The 20,588-nt window shown below is 51.9% G+C and carries 14 protein-coding genes; 3 read left to right on the forward strand and 11 right to left on the reverse strand.

Annotated elements, in window-relative coordinates:
- Positions 1-39 precede the first annotated feature (39 nt).
- Together C7820_RS08060 and C7820_RS08065 are read right to left on the reverse strand one after the other, a co-directional pair.
- Positions 40-1,269 (reverse strand): S41 family peptidase, encoded by a 1,230-nt coding sequence (locus tag C7820_RS08060; RefSeq protein WP_116230500.1) that lies wholly within the window; start codon positions 1,267-1,269, stop codon positions 40-42.
- Between the two features lie 8 nt (positions 1,270-1,277).
- On the reverse strand, positions 1,278-1,883 hold the full coding sequence (locus tag C7820_RS08065) for a TetR/AcrR family transcriptional regulator (protein ID WP_116230501.1): 606 nt from the start codon (positions 1,881-1,883) through the stop codon (positions 1,278-1,280).
- Between the two features lie 240 nt (positions 1,884-2,123).
- Here C7820_RS08065 and C7820_RS08070 point away from each other — a divergent pair, with 240 nt between their 5' ends.
- From C7820_RS08070 to C7820_RS08080, 3 genes are all read left to right on the forward strand, one after another.
- Positions 2,124-3,605, forward strand: coding sequence for a DHA2 family efflux MFS transporter permease subunit (locus C7820_RS08070; protein ID WP_116230502.1), 1,482 nt, complete (start codon positions 2,124-2,126; stop codon positions 3,603-3,605).
- Between the two features lie 152 nt (positions 3,606-3,757).
- Positions 3,758-4,993, forward strand: coding sequence for a cytochrome P450 (locus C7820_RS08075; RefSeq protein WP_116230503.1), 1,236 nt, complete (start codon positions 3,758-3,760; stop codon positions 4,991-4,993).
- A 29-nt stretch (positions 4,994-5,022) separates the two neighbouring features.
- Complete coding sequence (locus C7820_RS08080; RefSeq protein ID WP_116230504.1) at positions 5,023-5,262, forward strand: DUF362 domain-containing protein; 240 nt, start codon at positions 5,023-5,025, stop codon at positions 5,260-5,262.
- Positions 5,263-5,355: 93 nt separating this feature from the next.
- Here the strand turns inward: C7820_RS08080 and C7820_RS08085 are convergent, their stop codons facing one another.
- The 9 genes from C7820_RS08085 to C7820_RS08125 all read right to left on the reverse strand — a co-directional run bounded on the left by C7820_RS08085 (position 5,356) and on the right by C7820_RS08125 (position 20,587).
- Positions 5,356-7,824: a family 43 glycosylhydrolase gene (locus C7820_RS08085; RefSeq protein ID WP_258875164.1), complete on the reverse strand. Its 2,469-nt coding sequence runs from the start codon at positions 7,822-7,824 to the stop codon at positions 5,356-5,358.
- Between the two features lie 115 nt (positions 7,825-7,939).
- On the reverse strand, positions 7,940-9,700 hold the full coding sequence (locus C7820_RS08090) for a glycoside hydrolase family 2 protein (protein ID WP_116230506.1): 1,761 nt from the start codon (positions 9,698-9,700) through the stop codon (positions 7,940-7,942).
- Positions 9,697-11,730: an alpha-L-arabinofuranosidase C-terminal domain-containing protein gene (locus tag C7820_RS08095; protein WP_116230507.1), complete on the reverse strand. Its 2,034-nt coding sequence runs from the start codon at positions 11,728-11,730 to the stop codon at positions 9,697-9,699. The genes C7820_RS08090 and C7820_RS08095 overlap by 4 nt, the downstream gene beginning before the upstream one ends.
- A gap of 59 nt (positions 11,731-11,789) precedes the next feature.
- A complete protein-coding gene (locus C7820_RS08100) occupies positions 11,790-12,689 on the reverse strand; it encodes a carbohydrate ABC transporter permease (RefSeq protein WP_258875165.1) in 900 nt (299 codons plus the stop codon).
- 16 nt (positions 12,690-12,705) lie between these two features.
- Positions 12,706-13,668 carry an ABC transporter permease gene (locus tag C7820_RS08105; RefSeq protein WP_089547274.1) on the reverse strand — a complete coding sequence of 321 codons (963 nt, stop codon included), beginning with the start codon at positions 13,666-13,668 and terminating at the stop codon, positions 12,706-12,708.
- A 37-nt stretch (positions 13,669-13,705) separates the two neighbouring features.
- Positions 13,706-15,277: an extracellular solute-binding protein gene (locus tag C7820_RS08110; protein ID WP_116230508.1), complete on the reverse strand. Its 1,572-nt coding sequence runs from the start codon at positions 15,275-15,277 to the stop codon at positions 13,706-13,708.
- Between the two features lie 127 nt (positions 15,278-15,404).
- Complete coding sequence (locus C7820_RS08115; RefSeq protein WP_258875166.1) at positions 15,405-17,081, reverse strand: response regulator transcription factor; 1,677 nt, start codon at positions 17,079-17,081, stop codon at positions 15,405-15,407.
- Complete coding sequence (locus C7820_RS08120; RefSeq protein WP_116230509.1) at positions 17,081-18,880, reverse strand: cache domain-containing sensor histidine kinase; 1,800 nt, start codon at positions 18,878-18,880, stop codon at positions 17,081-17,083. Before C7820_RS08120 ends, C7820_RS08115 begins: the two co-directional genes overlap by 1 nt.
- A 372-nt stretch (positions 18,881-19,252) precedes the next feature.
- Positions 19,253-20,587, reverse strand: coding sequence for a sensor histidine kinase (locus tag C7820_RS08125; protein ID WP_116230510.1), 1,335 nt, complete (start codon positions 20,585-20,587; stop codon positions 19,253-19,255).
- Between the last annotated feature and the right edge of the window lies 1 nt (position 20,588).

Consider the following 20,588-nt stretch of genomic DNA (forward strand, 5'->3'; position numbering starts at 1 on the left):
GGCCGGGCACTGTATGCCCGACCTTCGTTTTAATACGAATTACAATGATGCATTTTTGATAACCTCAAGCGCCTTCTCCAGCGTTCTGTCCCTTCGTTGATACAGATCTTCTCTCCTCACCGGAACTTCGATATCAGGTACGATGCCAACATTCTCAAATGGGTCCCCGTTTGGAAAATAGGAGCGGATGGCTCCAACCAGCACAACGATATTGCCGTCATCGAAATGCTGAACGAGCGGCTGACCGGTTGAACCATAGGTCCTCTCTCCGATGATGATTGCTCTTCCGTTGTCAATAAATTGCATGGTAAAGTCTTCGGCTGCAGAACCGGTGAATCGATCCACCAGGATGATGACATTACCTTGGTAGGAGGTTTCGGCTGAAGGTTGCGTATAGTCCGGATCAAATATGGAAAACCGATAATCCGTTGTAAAGGATATTTCGGCATTCGGATGCCGACGGCATAAAAACTCGGGATGTCGCGCCATCTCTTTCCACCACCGATACGGCCGGTTCATAAGTTTATGCGTTAACCTTCCCGGCATGCTCCCGCCGCCGTTTCCTCTCACATCGATGATGATCGATGAGGCGTGTTGATATTCCCCGATCAGCTCGAGAGCCTTCTCTTCAAACCTCGAATGGTTAAAGCTTGGAATATGTATATACGCAATTTTGTCTTGCTGCAGCCATTTTCCTGATGTATCGCCATTGTTGTGGCTGTTATAATCTATAGGCTGACGGGATAACGTAACTGTTCGAGTATTGCCCTGCTCATTCAACAATTCGATATCTGCCTGCTCCTTCGTGTAAAAATGCGAAAAATATACAGATAGACGGCCAGCCATCATACGCCAATCCGCAATCCTCGCCCATTGGTTCATCTCGTTCAGCCACTCGTTCATCGATTTGCCGGCAATGGATACCACCATATCCCCGGGGTGGGTAAGACCGGTGTCGTCTTCCTTTACAAGCCAAGAGCCATCTGACTCCAGCAGTGATAATGGAAATACCCCGCCATGCGGGAACGGTGCCGCCCTGTCGATATAATTCGAATGAGCGTTACGAAGCTGTCCAAAATACGCCCACATCACCTTTTGAAAATCAGCCCGGTTCTCGGCTGCTGCGGCTTTGTCGAAAAACTCTTTTGCGGCTTCCCCCAATTCATCAGGTGTGATGGTTGCACTCTCCCAGTGCGCAAATGCCTTTTCGGTCATTCGGATCGTTTCCGATAAAATCAACAGACGCTCATTTAAAGTTAACTCCTGCATCAAACCATTCACTCTCCCTTCGTTTCAATCCGGCTGCGCATCAGCAAATAAAACTGCTTAGCGAGAAAGGCCGGTGTGTACGGCATGTCATTCCGCAGCCAGGCCACAATCGTACCAATGAGGGCTGCCGATCCGTGCCAGATGGCGATGTCCTTGGGTATGCCTGCTTTGTAACAAAAAGACTCGGTCCCCATCTCTTCGATTCTTGCCGAAATTAACTCGGTCAGCATATTTAACAGCCTTTCACTGAATATGGGCGCCTTCCGCGATCCCAAGATCACCTTGTAGAACTTGTGATGCTCTGCAATATGCTCCAAAAGCCGCAGCATCATGAACCAATCCTCTTCCTCGTTAGCGGCCGGCTTTTCCGGCTCAATGCCCACGGCCTGCTTGAAATCTTCGATCATATCATCGGCCATTTTTTCCAGCATGTCGGGAATATCCCGATAATGCAAATAAAAGGTAACGCGGTTAATGGTGGCTCGTTCGGCGATTCGGCTAATGGACATTTTCTCGATATCCATCTCCTGCAGCAGATCGATAAAAGCATCCTTGATGAGCTGCCTTGTACGAAGCACTCTGGGGTCGGTCGGCTGTTTGGAAACGTCGGGCATTTTTTTCCTTCCTTTCTCCTGGCCTGCGTAATAGACAATTTAATACCAATGTGCAGTAAATCTTATCACTAATCAACATTAAAACGATGAAACGAAAACTAATTTACATTTTTTGTGAAAACGTTGTTTGTAAGCTTCCACTCTTCTGTCTATAATCTCATTTATACAATGTTAATTATCCAACACATTGTAAATTAAGTCTAGAGAGAAAAGAAAGGAAGGAGTAGATTGAGTCATCCTATGGACACAACCAGCAGTTCCGTCAAAAAGGGCCCGATTCTAATCATTATGATACTGGGCGCCTTTCTCGCAACACTGAATCAGACGGTCATGAGTGTGGCCACCCCGGAATTGATGATTGATTTCAACATTTCGGCCACCACGGCTCAATGGCTGACCACCGGCTATATGCTGGTCAACGGAATCCTGATTCCGATTACGGCCTATTTTATGCAGAGGTTCTCCACCCGCCAGCTGTTCCAAGCTTCGATGATGATCTTCCTCGTCGGAACCATTGTTTCCGCCCTCGCGGTCAACTTCCCGGTTCTGCTCACGGGACGCATGATTCAAGCTGCTGGCGCCGGTATCATCATGCCGCTGTTAACCAACGTGATTTTGGTATTGTTCCCTCCGGAAAAGAGGGGCGCGGCCATGGGGATGATGGGACTCGCCATCATTTTCGCTCCAGCGATCGGCCCGACGCTTGCCGGCTACATCCTGGAAAATTTCAAATGGCAAACGATGTTCTATGGCATGATCCCGCTTGCCGTTATCGTCATTATCTGCGGCTTTATTTATTTGAAAAACGTGTCGGAGACAGTCCGCTCCAAGATGGACATCATCAGCGTCGTTCTGTCCACAGTCGCATTCGGCACGCTGCTGTACGGTTTTAGCCAGGCAGGGAGCCAAGGATGGTCCAGCGCCGAGGTGCTGGTGTCCATTGCCGTCGGCGTGATTGCCCTGGTGCTGTTTGTTTGGAGACAGCTGGTTTCCAAGAAACCCTTGCTGGATCTAAGGGCTTTCAAGTATAACATGTTCTCCCTGACTACGGTGATCAACATCATGGTCACGATGGTCATGTATGCGGATATGATGCTGCTTCCGTTATACCTGCAAAATGCACGCGGCTATTCCGCCTTGGAATCCGGATTGCTGATGCTCCCGGGGGCGCTTGTGATGGGACTGCTGATGCCCGTCACCGGCCGCCTGTTTGACCGCTTCGGCGCCAAATGGCTTGCCGTTGCCGGATTGATCATTACGATCGCAACAACCGCCGGATTCATCAACTTGACGGATCATACCACCTATGCGTATCTGCTGTTCATGTCGACAGGACGCCGGATCGGTATGGCCCTGCTAATGATGCCAATCCAGACCGCAGGTCTCAACCAACTGCCTGCCCGATTAAACGCGCATGGAACTGCCATATCCAACACCGTGCGTCAAGTAGCCGGTGCGGTCGGTACGTCCCTGTTGGTAACGGTCATGTCCGACCGGACGAAAACGCATCTGACGGACATGATGGCGTCCGGCGGCGCAGCGGCGAATCAGAAGCAAATGGTTCTGGAAGCGACCATCCAAGGAATTAACGACGCCTATGTTGTCATTATCGGTATCGGTATTGTTGGCCTGCTGCTCTCGTTCTTTATCAAGCGCACGTCCCGGAATATTGAGCATGCATCCGAAGCTGCAATTCAAAAAGGCGTCGTGAGTGAGGTCTAAGGGTTCGCCCATGGTCTTGATCCACCGTTATAACCGGAAAGCGGACCTTTAGGCATGGGTCATTCGGTCGTGGTTCCTCTGACGAATATATGTTAAATTAACATATGTTAATTTAATCATAATCCAAATAGTTCAAACCGGGAGGGAGTATTATGCAGAAGGAAATTATCTCCTTAGCTAAAATCACCCAATTTCGATCCGCCGTGGAAGAATTCAGCCCCTTTGAATGGTACAGGCACCACTTGGAACATGATCCGATCAGCTATAATGAGGAAACGAATTCCTGGAATGTCTTCCGGTATGAAGATGTAAAAAGAGTATTGAGCGATTACGAGTACTTCTCCAGCGTGAGGGCACGGACGACGATCAGCGTCGGCGCCGATAATGAAGCCGGCCAGCATAATTCGGGACGGGTCGATCTCAGTTCGGATCCTCCGGAACACCGCAAAAGCCGCAGCCTGCTGTCGGCGGCGTTCACGCCAAGAAGCTTGAAGCTGTGGGAGCCGCGCATCCATGAGGTGGTCAGCCAGCTGATCAAGGACATGGGCGACGAACCGGTTATCGATATCGTCAAAAGCTTTTCAAGCGCGCTGCCCACCATCGTGATCGCCGACCTGCTCGGTGTTCCGTCCGAAGACCGCTTCTTGTTTAAGGAATGGGTCGATCATCTGTTCCTCCCTCTTCCGGCCGACAATGTCGAAGACGTTCAGGAGCTGAAGCGGCAGGCGGCCACGAATTACTACAACTATCTCTATCCGCATGTCATCGCCAAAAGAAGCCAGCTCACCGATGATATTATTTCTGATCTGATTCAGGCCGAGGTCGATGGCGAACGTTTGACCGATGACGAAATCGTCCGGATGACCATGTTCATTCTCGGGGCCGGCATTGAGACGACAAGCCATCTGCTGTCCAGCACGTTCTATTCCTTCCTGTATGATAACGACCAGATCTACGGTGAGGTCCAGGCTAACCGTGAGCTTCTTCCGAATACGGTGGAAGAAATGCTTCGCTACCGGTTCCACATGGCGAAGATGGACCGTACGGTGAAGCAGGATAATAACGTGCTCGGCGTGGAGCTTAAAAAAGGAGACGTCGTCGTCGCTTGGATGAGTGCTGCGAATATGGACAAAGAGGTTTTTGAGGACCCGTTTACGCTGAACATCCACCGTTCCAACAATAAACGGCATCTGACCTTCGGCAACGGTCCGCATTTCTGCCTGGGAGCACCGCTGGCCCGGCTAGAAGCCAACATCGGCCTGGGGCTGTTCATGGACCAATTTGAGCGGATTGAGCCCGTTCCAGGATTCAAGCTGGAAGCTCACCTAACCCCATCCGCCGCCGGACAGACGCTGATCTCTTTACCGGTACGCGTGATACGCCGGTAGTAAGCATTTCATCGAAAGGGTGAGAACGAATGCCTTATGTGATTACCTCGGGATGTATTGATGAAAAAGCGGCAGAATGCGTGGACGTTTGTCCGGTAGACTGCATCGAGGAAGGCCCGGACCAATTTTTTATCGAGGCGGATATTTGTATTGAGTGCGGTGCCTGTGAGGTTGCTTGTCCGGTCGGAGCCGTTTTTTACGATACGGATGTGCCGGACGAAGAAAAACATATGATCCAAAAAGCGGAGGATTTTTATAAATCGAAATAATGCGATCATGAGAACAGCCTGCCGATGCAGAAATCGGCAGGCTGCTGCTGTTACGGAGAGTATGCAGAGATCGGGATACCTTCCTGTTACGGCTTACGGCGATACTTTAAAGTTATCGAAATGCGTATGCTTATTGGCCGTTCTGACGCCTGCTTTGCCATGCGTGAACGGGTTCAGACTGTTGTCCGTATAATCGATCTTCGGTTGGTTCATATCATCCACGTAAACTTTAATATTAGTCCCTTGCGCCACCACTTTCATATGGTACCAGGTGTTTGTCGCATAAGTCTGCGGCGCACTTTTGATGAATGTCCAGCTGTAACTCATCTTGCCGAGGTTAACCCCGCTTGTCGTCAAATAGGCATAGTACCCCTGGAAGGCGTCATAGTTGTTTTGCCCACGTTCCGTGCCATGGGAAGGATTGGACACCCGGAAGAGCAATCCACCGTCGCCTCCAGCGTCGATCATTTTGACGTCGGCTTCGACCGTGTAATCCGCCCAATTTGCGTCACCGATCGTGGACTTGGCAGGTCCAGAGCTTCCCGCGCTGTACTCGCCGTTCTCTACGGCCCATGTCCCTTCAAATCGCGTCCATCCGTTGTCATTCCCATCGTTAAAGTCATCGCTAAGCGCTGTGACTTGTGCGCTCTTATGGAACGTCATCCGCGAGAAATCGGCCTCGCCTTTAACGAATTCGACTCGAAGCTCCCGCTGCCCGGCATTCAGATAGACTCCCTTCTTCGTTACGGTCTGCCATTTATCCCAGTCCCCTGTGTTCGGCACGTCGATGATTCCCGTTACGTCCGTCGATCCGTCCCACAGGCGGATTTGCACACCGTTCATCGTCGTGGCCATTCGGAAGTCGATATCGTAATAACCGCTTGATTCCACGTTGACTTTGTATTTATACCATTCTCCCGTTTGATTCCAGCCTAGGTTAAACAGCCCCTCGCTGTTGAGACGAATATCGCCAGCGTCCGTGCGGTACGCGCCGCCAATATTATTCGCGGTCGTGTCATGATAGGCGACACCCTCGCCTCCCTTCATGTAATGCACCGCTTCGATTGTCCCTGGAACCGGTTTGTAAGCATCCCATGCGCTGCTTCCGTTGACATCGTTACTGACAGCGACATAGCCGAAATCCGCATGCGTATCTTCCGTCAGGACACCGATTTTACCTCCGCCCAAATTGGCCGTCCGCGTTCCTTTCAGCATGCCGTCCACATAATACTTAAACGTCGTGCCGGACTTCTCGATACGAATGCTGTGCCATTTCGTGTAATCAAAACCTGCAGGCAGGTCGAACGTTTGCCACGCTTGATCCACACCGTTGATCCGGAAGGACGTCGCAAGACGGTTATTCTTCGAGCTTAGCAGTGCTACGCCATAATTGTTCTCGTCCGTGTACGAGAAGGTGGCACCGTATCTTGGGCTGGCGGAAGTGCCCCGCTTCATTTCTTTCGTATTGAATTCGGCCGTATAATCGGAAGAGCTGGTTGCCGACGAAATCTGTTTGTACCAGGTCGTATCCCCGATCGAGTCCTGCCACATCAGCTCCTGATTGTAGATGCCCCAATGGCCGCCGTTGACATTGGTCCACCCGCTGCCGATCGATGTCCGGTCAAAATAATCGTAGAATGTGGGCATCGCCGGATCCTGCTGCGGCGTTGTTGTCGGTCCCTGAACGATCATCTTGTCGTTGTTCCACACGATGCGGTCCATATTCAGATGACGGAGCGGACCAACCACGCCTGGCCCTTCCAAGTTGTGATAGACGATGTAGTGGGTATCGAGGTTAGGGCCGACCACCACGGTGTTGTGACCAAGTCCCACGGTCGGGCCTTCCGTGCTGATTAACGCCGGATTCAGGCTGTCGGCAGCGTAACCGGACCGCGGACCTGTCGTACTCACCGCATAATCTACCCGGTATCCTTTGCTGAACACGTGATTCCCGGTATAAGTCATATAGTATTTGCCGTTCCGCTTGAACACGGTCGCCCCTTCGGTCCAGCCTCCCATGCCGACACCTGTAGACGAGCTCGCCCCGATCGAGGTCGGGCTGCTCATCGGTGCTGCATCGATGCGTCCCTGCCCTGCATGATAGAAGCTGAACGATCCGTCGTCGTCGATAAAGACGTGGCCGTCGATCGTTTTGCCGAGATTGCCGGTAACGACGTTGAACGGACCGGTAGGACTCGTGCTGCTGAGGACATAATGTCCTTGGCCTGCCGGCGACGTATACATATAGAACATGCCGTTCCAATAGACGACCTCAGGCGCATAAGCTCCATGCGTAATCGGGTCCGTTGCGGCCAAACCCCGATAGGACCAGTTCACCAAGTCCTTGGAGCTCCATACTTTAACGCCGTCATCCGTATCTCGCGTACTCACATACAAATAGTAATATCCGTTAAATTTCAAAACGTAAGGGTCTCCGAGTCCATACTGCCCCCATTCGTCAGGAAGTGCTCTCGGGTTTTGATAAGCAGAGGTTTCGGTGGGCACCGTGGTGATCAGGGAAAATGTAACCGCTACCATGATTAGCCATCGCAAAGATTTCACTATGATATTACCTCCCTAATTTGTACGATAGATTACGTTTTTCGTAAATGGATCTGATCAAGGGAAGAGCCAAAAGAAATATGATTCTTTTGGCTCTTGGAGTAACGGCGTTCGGTTATGCCATATTGATCTGTTTAATTTTCTCGAGCGGAAATTTTGGCGTACGGTCTTCGTTCAGAATCCCGTTCATCTCCTGCTGTACATCAGTCAGCTGCGTATAGCAGTAGCCAACGATGGAATCGACGCTCTTGATTGCCATGGTCAATCCCTCGAACCGGCTCAGAAACTCCTCTTCAGTAGCGACTTGACGTCCGTAACCCCAGCCTTTGTCCGACCGGAACGCAATGCCGCCGTACTCGGTGATCATTATAGGCTGACCCCGGTATTCATACTCTTCGGCAAAAGCGAATTTCCATTGATTACAAGTCGTTTCGCATGTTAAGACAGCCTCCAGGTTCGAGTACCGTTTCATGAACCCGTCTCCATTTTCGACATAATCATGCAGTGTCAAAATATCGGATACGGTATGCTCCCAGCCATCGTTGGTAATAACCGGCCGGTGCGGGTCGATCGCTTTGGTCAAATGATAAATGCCCTCGGTAAATTTCTGCTGTCTTGAATCTCGAAGGATCGATGAAATCCCCCACGATTCATTAAAAGGAACCCACGTGATAATGCTCGGATGATTGTACTGTTGCCGGACGATCTCCAGCCATTCCTTCGTAAACGCCTCGACCGCCAGATCGTGGAATTCAAAGGTCGCAGCCATTTCAGACCATACCAGCAGACCTTTTACGTCGCACCAATAGAGGAAGCGGGCGTCTTCGATTTTCATATGCTTGCGAACACCGTTATAGCCCATCGCTAACATGCTGTCGATGTCTTCGATCAGGGCTTCCTCGCTTGGCGGTGTCAAATGACTGTCCGTCCAGTAACCCTGATCCAGGATCAGCCTTTGATAGATCGGCACGTTATTCAGCAGCACCCGGCCATTCTCGATCGAGATTTTTCTCATTCCAAAATAGGAAAAGACGCGGTCCACCACTTGGCCGTCCAAAGTCAGGACAAACTCAACATCGTACAGATTCGGGTGCTGCGGCGACCAAAGGCATTTTTTCCACGGCCCGTTCGCCTCATGAATCAGATCCACTTCCACCGTCAGGCAGGGGCGGTCAATCACTAAGCTCACCCGCTTCACGGGCTTGCCCTTCAATGTAACGATCGCCTCCAGCCTCAAATCGCCTGAAATTTCCACCCCCTCCACTTGGTAATCGAAACGGACGATCGACCGGTCGACATCCGGTGTGATTTTGACGGTTTCCAGCCGCTGCTCTTCTACATATTCCAGCCATACCGTCTGCCAAATGCCCGTCGTCTGGACATAAAAGCATTCGAAGTTGTCCTTCGTCCAGCGCTGTTTGCCGCGCGGTTGGGTGCAGCTGTCGCTGTCTTCTGCTTTCACCGTAATTTGGTTATCGGCGCCAAAGACCAGGTATGGCGTGATATCAAAGGAAAAAGCGGCATACCCGCCCTGGTGGCTGCCGGCCATCTGGCCGTTGATCCACACTTTGGCAACGTGATCGACGGCTTGAAAATGCAGGATGACCCGTTTTCCCCCGGCTTCTTTCGGGATATGTACCTTTTTGTTGTACCAGACGTAAGGGTGGAACTCTTCGATCCCGATTCCGCTCAGCCGGGTTTCGTACGTAAAAGGAACGTTGATCTTATGCGTTTCAGCGAACGTCTCCTGCCAGCGTTCCTGTTCTCCCGCGTTATGGTCGTCGAATCGGAAATCCCACGTTCCGTTCAGGCTCATCCAGTCGCCTCTGACGAACTGCGGCCTGGGATAATCCTTGATATAGCCTCTGGTTGTCATTTTGCCACTCCTGACCTTTGTTCTTTCTTGATTTCAATTGCATACACCGATGTTTTCCGTAAAGGATAACCGTCCTGCCAGGCGGAAACCGGAACGACACGGGGCACGCATTTGATGCGGTCCGGTTCGAAAACGGAGTTAATGTCTTCGAAAGAGTCGCCTGTGATCTCATGTACAATAGTGTCACCAAAAGGTTCGAATGAGAGCAGGTCAAGCTTTGCCTTTACTTCATGCAGACTGCGGTTCACGATCAACAAAGTGATGACGCTGCCGTCCTCGTTAATACCTGCGGTCACGTCCAAATCAGGCACCGCATCAAGCCCGATGCGCGTCTGCTTCGGCGACTGCACGGCAAAGGTGCCGCACTCCGCATCCACCGGCAGGATCCGCCGGATGTCCCGGTTGGCGTACAGCTTTAATACTTCATAGGTCGGCGTTCCGTATACTGTAAGCGGCAGGCCGCTCCAGCCGGGCTTCTTGCCGCGGTATTGATCGGCGTAGTAATCGCCCACACGGATGCAGCCGCCAAGCCAACCGTTCACCAGATCGGAGAAGCTGCCGATGTGCACCATATCGCTCCTGCGGAGCATTTCATTCAGGTTGGCGGCGTTGGCGACAGCGGCCCCCAGCGTGTGCTCATCCGGCAGCCCTTTGCGCACCGTGTTCGGAAAATACATGGTGTTGTACTCGGTGACGGCGAGCTTCACATGGCTGTGCTTCGGATTCGCGCGTATGAGTTCCTCCGCCTGCCGGATATCTTCACGGGTCCATTCCGGGAAGGTTGCGATGGCTTTATATCGTTCCTCTGCCGGTGTATCGCGGTTCATCCCGAAGCGTCCGAAGCCGTGGTATAGATGCATCGTCAAGTAGTCGATCTGTTCGCCCGCAATATCGAGCACCGGCTTGTTCCATTCCGGGTCAGTATGCCCGCAGCCCAAGATGACGATGGACGAGTCGACCGCCTTCATCGCTAGCGCGAACGCCTTGCAGCGCTCGGCGAATTCTTCGGCGGAGCAGGTTCCCACCTGCCAGTCGCCCCATACTTCGTTGCCGATTTCCCAATACCGTACGTTATACGGCTCGGGATGACCGTTCGCCGCCCGCAGTGCTCCCATCGGCGTATCGATGCTTCCGTTGCAGTATTCCACCCACCGTGCGGCTTCCTCGGCCGTACCGGACCCGTCGTTGACGGAGATCAGCGGTTCCACCTGCAGCTCCTGGCAAAACCGGATAAATTCGTCTGTCCCGAAATACTTGCTGGTCCATCCGCCCCAAGCTTCGTTGTACATCACGGGCCGCTCCAGCACCGGACCCACGCCATGTTCCCAGTGGTATGCGCTGATGTAATTCCCCGAGAGCCGCATCATGCCCGCATTCAGCGGCCGGGCCATATCGATCACCTCGCGTTTCACCAGGCCGATGTTGTCCTCAGGAAGCAGGGATACGTGATCGAGCCATAGCATGCCGGTGGAAACATGGTCGGTCCAGCGGGGATGGTCTGCCGGAACATAGACACGGATCTCCGCGTCGGCACAGTTTCTGGAGACAGGCAGGCTGGCTTCGTATTCCTGCCAATTGTGGCTTTTGAGCTCCATCTTCACACGCCCAAGAAGCTCCTCGGTCCGCCGGTCCACCGCTTCCAGTATGATATAACGGAGCTCAACGGATGCGCGGGCGACAATGCGGACCGTGTATGTCATCGGTCCCTTTAGCGCAGCGTTCTGTGCGATGCCAGCGTATGCGTCATCGTCGCTCATGATCCGGATGCGCTGAGCGCGGCCTGAATGTCTCAGTGCCGGCGCTTCCAGCGCATATTGCGTATTTCGTCCGTTCGTAAAGGGAATCCAGCTTCCCGATACGGCGCTCTCTCCGGTTTTCTCGCTTTCAAAATCCATATCTCTTAAGGGAAAGGCCAGCATCGCTTCCATATGGTCCCGAATATCTTCCACAAAATGCCCGAAGAGATAAGGGTTAACCGTATGTTCACCAGGCCGGCTGCAGTCGATTGTTATCGTCGCATTCGTTTGCACAATGTACCTCCATAAGTAAGATGTTATTAAACGCCGCCAATCAAGGCGTCTGCCCATGTCTATCCTTTAATGGAGCCAATCATGACGCCTTTGACAAAATGCCGCTGCACAAAGGGGTACATAATCAAAATCGGCAGGCTGGAAATAATGATGACCGCGTACTTGATACTTTCCGCAAGCAGCACCTTGCTCTCCAGTCCGACGTTGCCGTCAACGGCGTCGGTCTGGCTGATCAACAAGATTTCCCTCAGGACAAGCTGCAGCGGATACCGACCCTCGTCGCGGATATAGATCAAGGCATTAAAAAATGAGTTCCAATGGCCGACGGCATAAAACAACACCATAACGGCCAGGATCGGCTTGGACAGGGGCAGGATGATGTTGATCAACAGCCGCCAGTTCGAGCATCCGTCGATGTGGGCGGCCTCCTGCAGCTCCCAAGGGATGCTGCCCTGAAAGTACGTTCTCATAACGATCAGGTTGTACGTGGAGATCGCTCCCGGAACGATCAAGGCCCACATCGTGTCCAGCATGCCCAGATTTTTGACAAGCAAATAAGTAGGGATCAGCCCGCCGCCAAAAAACATCGTAAGCGTAATGATGACCATCAGCACTTTCCGGCCGGGCAGGTCGGGTCTTGACAGCGGATAAGCCGCCAATATAGTCAGGATCATATTGACGATCGTGCCGACTACCGTATAAATGATCGTATTCATGTATCCCGTCCATATTTTTCCGTTATGAAAAATATTCGAGTACGCGTCCAAAGACACGCTTTTCGGCAGCAGCCATACTTCCCCGTTCAGCACTTTCGCCGGGTCGCTGAACGAAGCGCTGACCACGAAAATGAGCGGATAAAGCACGATCAGAATGATGAGCGATGCGATCGTATACACGACCGCATCGAACACCCGCTCATCCCTCGGTCTGCTGATCATTGCAGCAGCTTGTTTAGACATGGCGCATGTTCCTCCTTTACCAAAGGCTCGTTTCCGACGTTTTGCGTGCAAACCGGTTCACCAATAGCAGCAGCACCAGGTTAATGACCGAGTTGAACAGCCCGATGGCCGCGGTGTAGCTGTATTCTCCTTTGAGAATACCGGTCGTGTACACAAACGTGGAAATGACATCGCTCGCCTCAAGGTTCAAATTGTTCTGCATTAGTAATATTTTTTCGAATCCGATGTCCATGAAATGGCCGATGTCCAGGATCAGCATGATCACGATGACGGGAACGATTCCCGGCAAGGAGATATGCCACACGCGCCGCAGCCGGGAGGCACCGTCCATCTTCGCCGCTTCGTACAGCTGGGGATTGATCCCGCTGAGTGCCGCGATGTAAATGATCGATTGCCAGCCCATGTTCTGCCATATGTTCGAGCCGATGAAAATCGTTTTAAACCAGCCGGCCTCCTCCAGAAATCGGATCGGCGAACCGCCGAATGCCTCAATCAGCGAATTGATCGGCCCCGTCGTGGGCGAGAGGAATACGTTCAGGATGCCTACGATGACGACGACGGAAATAAAGTGCGGTATGAACGTAATATTTTGCAGCAGCTTGCTGAACGATTTGCTGCGAATTTCGTTGACGATCAGCGCCAGCACGATGGAAATCGGAAAAGCGATCAGCAGCGAGAACAGATTAATCGATAACGTGTTCCACAGCAGCCGCCCGAAGTAATACGAATCGAAAAACCGTTCGAAATGATCGAAGCCGACCCAGCCGCTGCCTATAATTCCTTTGGCCGGGTTGAAATTTTTAAAAGCAATTTGCAGACCGTACAGCGGCCCGTAATGAAAGATCAAATACCAGGCGATCGGCACCAGCAGCATGAGATACAGGTCGTACCGCTTGACCATCTGAATCCATATGCGTCTCCCCCGTCTTGCGGAAACCCGGGATGGAGCGGCCGTCGCCTGGACTTGCGCGCTCTTCATAACCATCTACTCCTTACCTCATGACGAAATATCATCATTACTTCTCCATCTTGTCATAGGCTGCTTGATACAGCTCCTGAAGCTTGTCGATCTGCATCTTTTTCAGCGTCGATTGGAATTCATCCCATTTATCGAAGCTGAGCGCACCGGCAATGAATTTGGTACTTTGTTCTTCGTAATACTTGTCGATATCGTTCCGGAGGATGTTGACTTCCTGTGCTGTCTTCTCATCGAACATCGGAGCCGCATAACGGACCTTCGGCATGTATGGATCCAGCTTCTTCTGAGCTTCCTGCACCTGAGGAGGATTGATATAAGAGGCTACCTTATCACTAATGAGGTGTGGCGCTCCTCCTCCAGCATAAGGTGTGATTTTTGGCTGGTTGTCGGTCTTCAGGAAGTCTTCTTTATAATATGGAATTCCGTCCTTAAGCTCATAGTGCTCGCCTTCTCGCCCGAACCGCAGCAGGGTCGATCCTTCGTCGCTGTAGAAATAGTCGATCCAGCGCATGGTGATTTCCGGATATTTATTGACGGACGAAATGGCGAAGGCACCAAAGTCACGCGGCACCGGCGCTGTCTGGGCCTGCAGCCGATCGCCGTGCGGACCTGCCGGAGGCGCAATCCCTACATATTGGTCGGCAATAGGCAGAAAGTTGTTGTTCGTCTGATCAAAGAAAAATCCGGCATTGCCCGAGCCCTGTTTGGCCAAATACTGCGCTTCCTTCTGCGAGAACAATTCCGGATCCAGAAGCTTCTCTTTGTACAGCTTGTTCAGGTACATGAGCAGCTCTTTGTTCTTCTCGCTGCCCATCCAGATGTTGACCTTGTCGTTCTCCAGATTGATGTTGTAACCAAGCTGCTGGTCGAGACCAAACGATCCGCTCATCAAGTTGACGACAGCCAGGCCCGCCCGGGCGGTCATCGGAATTTCATCCTTCTTGCCGTTGCCGTTTGGATCCTTATCGCGGAAGGCCACCAGCACATCGTACAATTCGTCCGTCGTTTCGGGCTCTTTCAGGCCCAGCTTCTTCAGCCACGCCTCATTGATCCACTTCTTATCCGTACGGGCGGCTGCAAGCGTCACGATTCCCGGGATCGCGTAAATGTGGCCTTCCGGTGTCGTGATCGCCGAGCGGATTTCCGGGTACTGTTCCATCAGTGATTTCAGGTTCGGCGCATATTTGTCGATCAGGTCTTCCAGCGGAATCAATTGGCCAACGGCACCATACTGCGTCGCTTCAAGCGGCGTAATGCCTGAGCGGTAAAAAGCGTCAGGCAGCTCATTGGACGCAAACAGCAGGTTTTTCTTCTCCTGGAAGCCGTCTGTCGGCGCTTCGGTGAAGTTTACATGCACATTGCTCATTTTTTCATAATCCTGAAACACCGGCATGTCCTTAAAAGGACCATTCAGCGGGGCAATCCGGGTGAACATGTTCAGTGTGACGGGCTCTTTAGTTAGCGGAAACCCGGTCTCATTCACCGTTGCTTCGGACGGCTCCGCCGTCTTTGCATCGGTTCCCGAACCGCTGTTGGAACTGCAGCCCGAGAGCAGTAAAGCGGAAACGAGCGCTGTGCTCAGCGCATATTTACCCCAAAGTTTGTACATGATTCTATGACCTCCGTATTTGTATATTTGGGAACAGTTGAAAGCGTTTCCCCTGGTGCATGTGAGTATTATAGTTCACCCGGCATGACAGCAAATTCTACTTATTTGACTATTTACTCCACATATTTTACGGTTTCGACCGCTGTCGTTCCGGACGGAGGCTCTCCACATAAGCATGCGGTGTCATCCCGGTCAGCTCCTTAAACACTTTGAAAAAATAGTTATATGTCGTAAAGCCCACTTGGCTGCTGATTTGTTTGACCGAATATTGATCGCTCTCCAGCAGCTTTTGGGCCGCGTCGATGCGTATACGGTTCACGTATTCCGAGAAGTTGCACTGCGTCTCCTCTTTGAATAAACGGCTTAAATAAGAGGGATTAAGCCCGATGGAAGCCGCCACCATTTCTAAGTTGATATAACCTTGATACCGCTCCAATATAAAATGGATAGCCTGCGAGACATGCCGGGAATAGCTGCCTCCAGCACGCTGACGCTTCAGTAAATTCAGCAAGGCGGTGAAGTAGGATCTCAGCCATTCCTCAAGCTCATACATGCTGCCGATCCGCCCTAGATCGCGTCTCGGCGGGAGTTCTGACATGACGGCTTCCGCTGCAGGTGTGGAAATGGACTTCTTCAGAGCCTTGTCGCCGGTGTGCAGCAGCTCGCTGACAATCATCTGCACCGCAGGCGAATGAAGCGGCTGATGACATACAGAACCGCAAACGGAGGCGATCAGCTGCTGTATCCTTTCCTGGTCCAGACTTTCCAGGGCAAGAAGCAGCTGTTTCTGTTCCTCAATCGTCAAGGCAACACGAAAATGCTGCTCGTTCGGTCTTTCTTTGGCAGCAGGCTCGTTATGGGTCACACGTTCGGATCTTATGCCCTTCTCCACGACAGGAGAGGTATCGAGCGCCTTTTCGGCCGATCTGTAGCTCGTCCCCAGCTGCGTCAAGCTTGCACATGGATGCCCAAGGGCATAGACGGATTTCAAATTCAGCATCAGCTCCAGCGCATGCTGAACTTTGCCCATCCAGCGGTGCGCCTCGCTGCAGCCGGCATGTTCGCTGCGCTCCTTGAACGCAAACACGACCATCAGCCGCCCGTTCTCCACGTAAGCGGCCGTCCGCTCATGGATGTCTCCAAGGCTCTGCTGCATCACATCGACCGCCTGCTGTACCAGCCGGTTCGTTTGGCTGTCACTGAACGACTCCGTCAGCAGCAGGAACGGGATGATCTGCAGTGCCGCTGCCGCATAACGGACAGCACCTGGATACAAGCCTTCCAGCCCGCCCGCAAGCTCAAGTCTACCTGCCCCTTCCCCGTTCTCTCTCACCAGCTCGGCAATGCGGCTTCTGATCAATACGGGCTTCATCGTCTCCGCCATTTTTTTGCTCGCCAGCCTTCCTTCCTCCACCCGGTCTTCTTCCTGTAAATCCTTAACGGCTTTGCCCAAAACGTTCAGCAGCAACGCCTCATCAAGCCGGTGCTTGAGCAAATAGTCGACAGCCCCGTTTCGCAAGCATTCGCGGACATAATCGTAATCGTCATAACTGCTGAGCATGATCGTCTTAACCGACGGATACCGCTCTTGGAGGATCCTTTGGAGCTCTACTCCGTTCATCCCCGGCATGTTCACGTCGATAATGGCGATGTGGGGCTGCGACTCCTCCATCATCCCCAATGCTTCGGTGCCGCTGTAAGCTTCGCCGATGAACTCGAACCCGTTCTTCTTCCAGTTGAATAACGTTCGAATGACATTGCCAACCAACGGCTCGTCGTCGATCAACAGTACTTTAAACATCATTAGACCACCTCTTGATCAGATTGATCGCTGTTACGGATTTGCGGAAAACGAATTTCTACCTTCGTGTACAGACCCGGCTCGCTGTATAAGCTCAAACCGTACGATTCGCCGAACATTCTCACGATCCGTTCGTTCGCATTGCGTACGCCCATGCTGCTGAAGCGTGACGGCATTTCCTCACGGTCCGCTGCTCCAAGAAGAGCGTCGATCTGGTCCTGTGTCATGCCCCGGCCATTGTCCGTGACTTCGATCCGCAGTTCTTGATGCTCCGCATAGACCCGAATCAGGACGAAGCCCCCTTCCCCGGATGGACCGATCCCATGCATAATCGCATTCTCGACGAGAGGCTGGAGCATCAGCTTCAGCACACGGCAATCCAGCAAAGCGTCGTCTTCGATCTGCGTGTGCACCTCGATGGGTTCCAAATATTTGTACTTCACGATGGATATGTAGCTGTTCACATAGTCAAGTTCTTCGCGCAGCGTTAAAAATTCGTTGGAGTTCCCCAATAAACCCCGCATGAGCTCAATGAGTGAGCCGGATACTTCCTCAATATTGGGCACCCCGTTCAGCTTGGCCAAGTACTTGATCGTATTCAGCGAATTGTACAAAAAATGCGGACGAATCTGCGCCTGAAGGGCGGTCAGCTCGGCCTCCCGCTTCTTCTTCTCGCTTAATCGGATGCCTTCCATCAGCCGTTTCAATTCGTCTACCATGCTGATGAACACGCGGTACAGCTGTCCGATTTCGTCCTTTGAGTGAATTTCTGTTCGGGGAAACGACAGATTCCCGTCCTTCACCTGCATCATCATCGATCTGAGCCGACGAATATTTATAGTGGTCCGCGAAGAAACCTGGTGGGAGCCGATCAGGATGACGATAAAGACGATGATCGATACCTCGGTCATCAAATTACGGATTCGCGTCGATTCGCTAAGTAACGAATCAAGCGGAATCAGTGCCAGCGTGCTCCAGCCCGTGTATTCGGAATGGCGGCTGACCACGATGTAGGACCTGCCGTTGATCTTCTGCTCCACGACGTCGTTATCTCCGGCAAGCTTCCCTTTGATCTGGACGATTCTGTCCAGGGGAGGCGCATAAGAAGACGGCGCAGACTCGGATTGATACACATAGCCGTTCTGCTCATCAAGAACATACAGCATGCTGTCCGCGGTCGGTTTGACTCCGTACGTTTTTTTAATAAAGTCATAGTCCAAGTCAACCATGACGATGCCGACCGTCTCGCGGTTATAGCGAATCTCACGGCCGACGGTAATGGCATCCGCAGTTCCTTCCGGCTTAAAATACGCATGACGTGATCCATTGTGCAGCATGTAGTTGAGCATCGGAGTACCCAAAACGCTCCGGTCCATCCAGGGACCGCCGGTAAAAAATACTTTTCCGTTCAGCCCGACGACCGCCATGCGGGAAATATAGGGCTTGTACTGAATCAGTCCGGATAAATACTCCGTAATCCGCTTCTGTTCCAGGAACCATTCATAACTTGGCTCTTCGTTCGGGCTCATGATCGTATTGATCACCGTGTTTTTATTGGTCACGACAACCGTGTTCAGCCGGTCGATCTCCTCGAGCATGACGTTCAATGATTCATCCGCCTGCCGAATGCTGTCCGAGACGGATGTGACCGCGTTATGCTTGATCGTCTCGCGCATATTCACATAGACGATAGCGGTGACGGAGACGATGGACAGAAATGTGATCAGGCCGAAAGCCATAAAAATTTTCCCCTGGAAACTCGTTTGCGGCCACAGCCATCTTCGCAGCGTTGATAAATTCATATTATACCACCCTTATTAGTGTGTTTTAAATTCGTTTTATATGGCGATAGACTGGCAATTTAAATGCAAGCGCTTCCCAATCCTTAGAAAAAAATATTCGATTGTTTCTTTAAGGTTACTGCTGGAAGAGATGGTAACACTTTGTACTTACGCAACAAAATGACAACTTTCCAATTGAGCGGAACTGCTTCTTAACGGGGGAAATTTATACATATTATATAAAGGAAAATAAAAAATTGTCGAGTCAACCTGACATATTGCCAAATCAGGACCAACCGAAAGAAATAGAAGCAGCTGCTTATACGCAAAAAAAGCCGGCCGCCGAATGGCAGTGACCAGCCTATTTCAAAGTGTTATCCGCAGTAAGCTCTATCAAAAAAGATGTGAGTCTGCAGCTGGAATCCAGCCCGTCAGCCTTGCGCCGCCCTCTGGATCGTTGCTTGCCGTGAGTTCGCCTCCATGCTGCCGGATAATTCGCTGCGAGATGGTTAATCCCAGGCCGCTGCCCCCGGTCGAACGGTTTCTGGACGCTTCCCCGCGGTACAGCGGTTCGAACACGCGCTCCAGCTCTTCCGCCGTGAACCCCGGCCCGCTGTCTCGGATCACAAACGCGATTTCCCCTTCTTTCTTGTTACATCGGACATCGATCGTACCGCCTGGCGGGGTGTGCCTCACCGCATTATCCAGCAGGTTGCTCAGTGCGCGCTCCAGCAGATGCGCATCCCCGCTAACGATGCAATCGGCGGCCAAATGGCTGTTGATCACAATACTTTTATGCCCGGCACTGGGACTCAAGCTGTCGATGGATTGCTGGAGCACGACCGGTAAATCGATTGGCGCCTTGTTCAATGGACGATCCCAATACTCCATTTTCGTAAAAGTAAACAGGTCTTCCACCAACCGATCCAACTGGGCCGATTTCTCCTTGCACACCGCCACATACTTTGAAATTTTCTCCGGCGTTTGGGCAATGCCTTGCTCCAAGCCGTCCAAATATCCTCTCAGGGCGAACAACGGAGTACGCAAATCATGCGCAACCGCAGATATGACAAAGCGGCGTTCTTCCTCCAGCTTTACCTGCTTCTGGTATGACGTTCCCAGCCCTTTAACCATCACATCAAATCCATCCCTTACTTCAGCAATTTCCGTAATTCTGGACTTCGGTAACCGCACCTCCCAATCGCCTGAAGCGATTTGCCTTGCGGCCCGGCTCATTTTCTCCAGGGGCTTTAGCAGGAATCTCCGCATCTCTACGCCAACGATGAAAAAAGCGAGCAGCAATCCGGCAAACGCCGATATCATTGGCAGCGTATTAGACTTGGGCAGGTAAAGAACCACCCTTCCAAGCAAATGGCCATTATCGATGACAGAGAACCGCTCAGTTGACCGCAAGCCACCTTCACGCTCGGTCGACCGATAAATCTCCTCATCGGAATCGGATAAAATGACGGCGTCCAGCTTGGTTTGACGCAGCTCGCTTTGCAGCTGGCCTTGCCAGTTCGGATCCCGCCATTGGCCCGAGCCCATCTCAATCATGTGAATGGCCTCGTTTATATCTTTCTGCAGACTTTCATCGTACGGCTGGTTTGAGCCGATTTTTAGCGAATGGGTTTCCAGAAAGTTGGCTGCAACGAAAAATACCCAGGGCACGAGCGTGATCATAAATAGGCAGAGTATCGTAAATGTGCGAATGCGAAGTGTTTTCATC

The organism is Paenibacillus sp. VMFN-D1 (assembly GCF_003386155.1).
GTDB lineage: Bacteria > Bacillota > Bacilli > Paenibacillales > Paenibacillaceae > Paenibacillus_AQ > Paenibacillus_AQ favisporus.

Coding starts and splice junctions, on each gene's coding strand:
- C7820_RS08125 (WP_116230510.1), bottom strand. CDS start 20,587: ATGAAAACACTTCGCATTCGCACATTTACGATACTCTGCCTATTTATG.
- C7820_RS08115 (WP_258875166.1), bottom strand. CDS start 17,081: ATGATGTTTAAAGTACTGTTGATCGACGACGAGCCGTTGGTTGGCAAT.
- C7820_RS08065 (WP_116230501.1), bottom strand. CDS start 1,883: ATGCCCGACGTTTCCAAACAGCCGACCGACCCCAGAGTGCTTCGTACA.
- C7820_RS08080 (WP_116230504.1), top strand. CDS start 5,023: ATGCCTTATGTGATTACCTCGGGATGTATTGATGAAAAAGCGGCAGAA.
- C7820_RS08100 (WP_258875165.1), bottom strand. CDS start 12,689: ATGTCTAAACAAGCTGCTGCAATGATCAGCAGACCGAGGGATGAGCGG.
- C7820_RS08105 (WP_089547274.1), bottom strand. CDS start 13,668: ATGAAGAGCGCGCAAGTCCAGGCGACGGCCGCTCCATCCCGGGTTTCC.
- C7820_RS08110 (WP_116230508.1), bottom strand. CDS start 15,277: ATGTACAAACTTTGGGGTAAATATGCGCTGAGCACAGCGCTCGTTTCC.
- C7820_RS08075 (WP_116230503.1), top strand. CDS start 3,758: ATGCAGAAGGAAATTATCTCCTTAGCTAAAATCACCCAATTTCGATCC.
- C7820_RS08120 (WP_116230509.1), bottom strand. CDS start 18,880: ATGAATTTATCAACGCTGCGAAGATGGCTGTGGCCGCAAACGAGTTTC.
- C7820_RS08090 (WP_116230506.1), bottom strand. CDS start 9,700: ATGACAACCAGAGGCTATATCAAGGATTATCCCAGGCCGCAGTTCGTC.
- C7820_RS08060 (WP_116230500.1), bottom strand. CDS start 1,269: ATGCAGGAGTTAACTTTAAATGAGCGTCTGTTGATTTTATCGGAAACG.
- C7820_RS08070 (WP_116230502.1), top strand. CDS start 2,124: ATGGACACAACCAGCAGTTCCGTCAAAAAGGGCCCGATTCTAATCATT.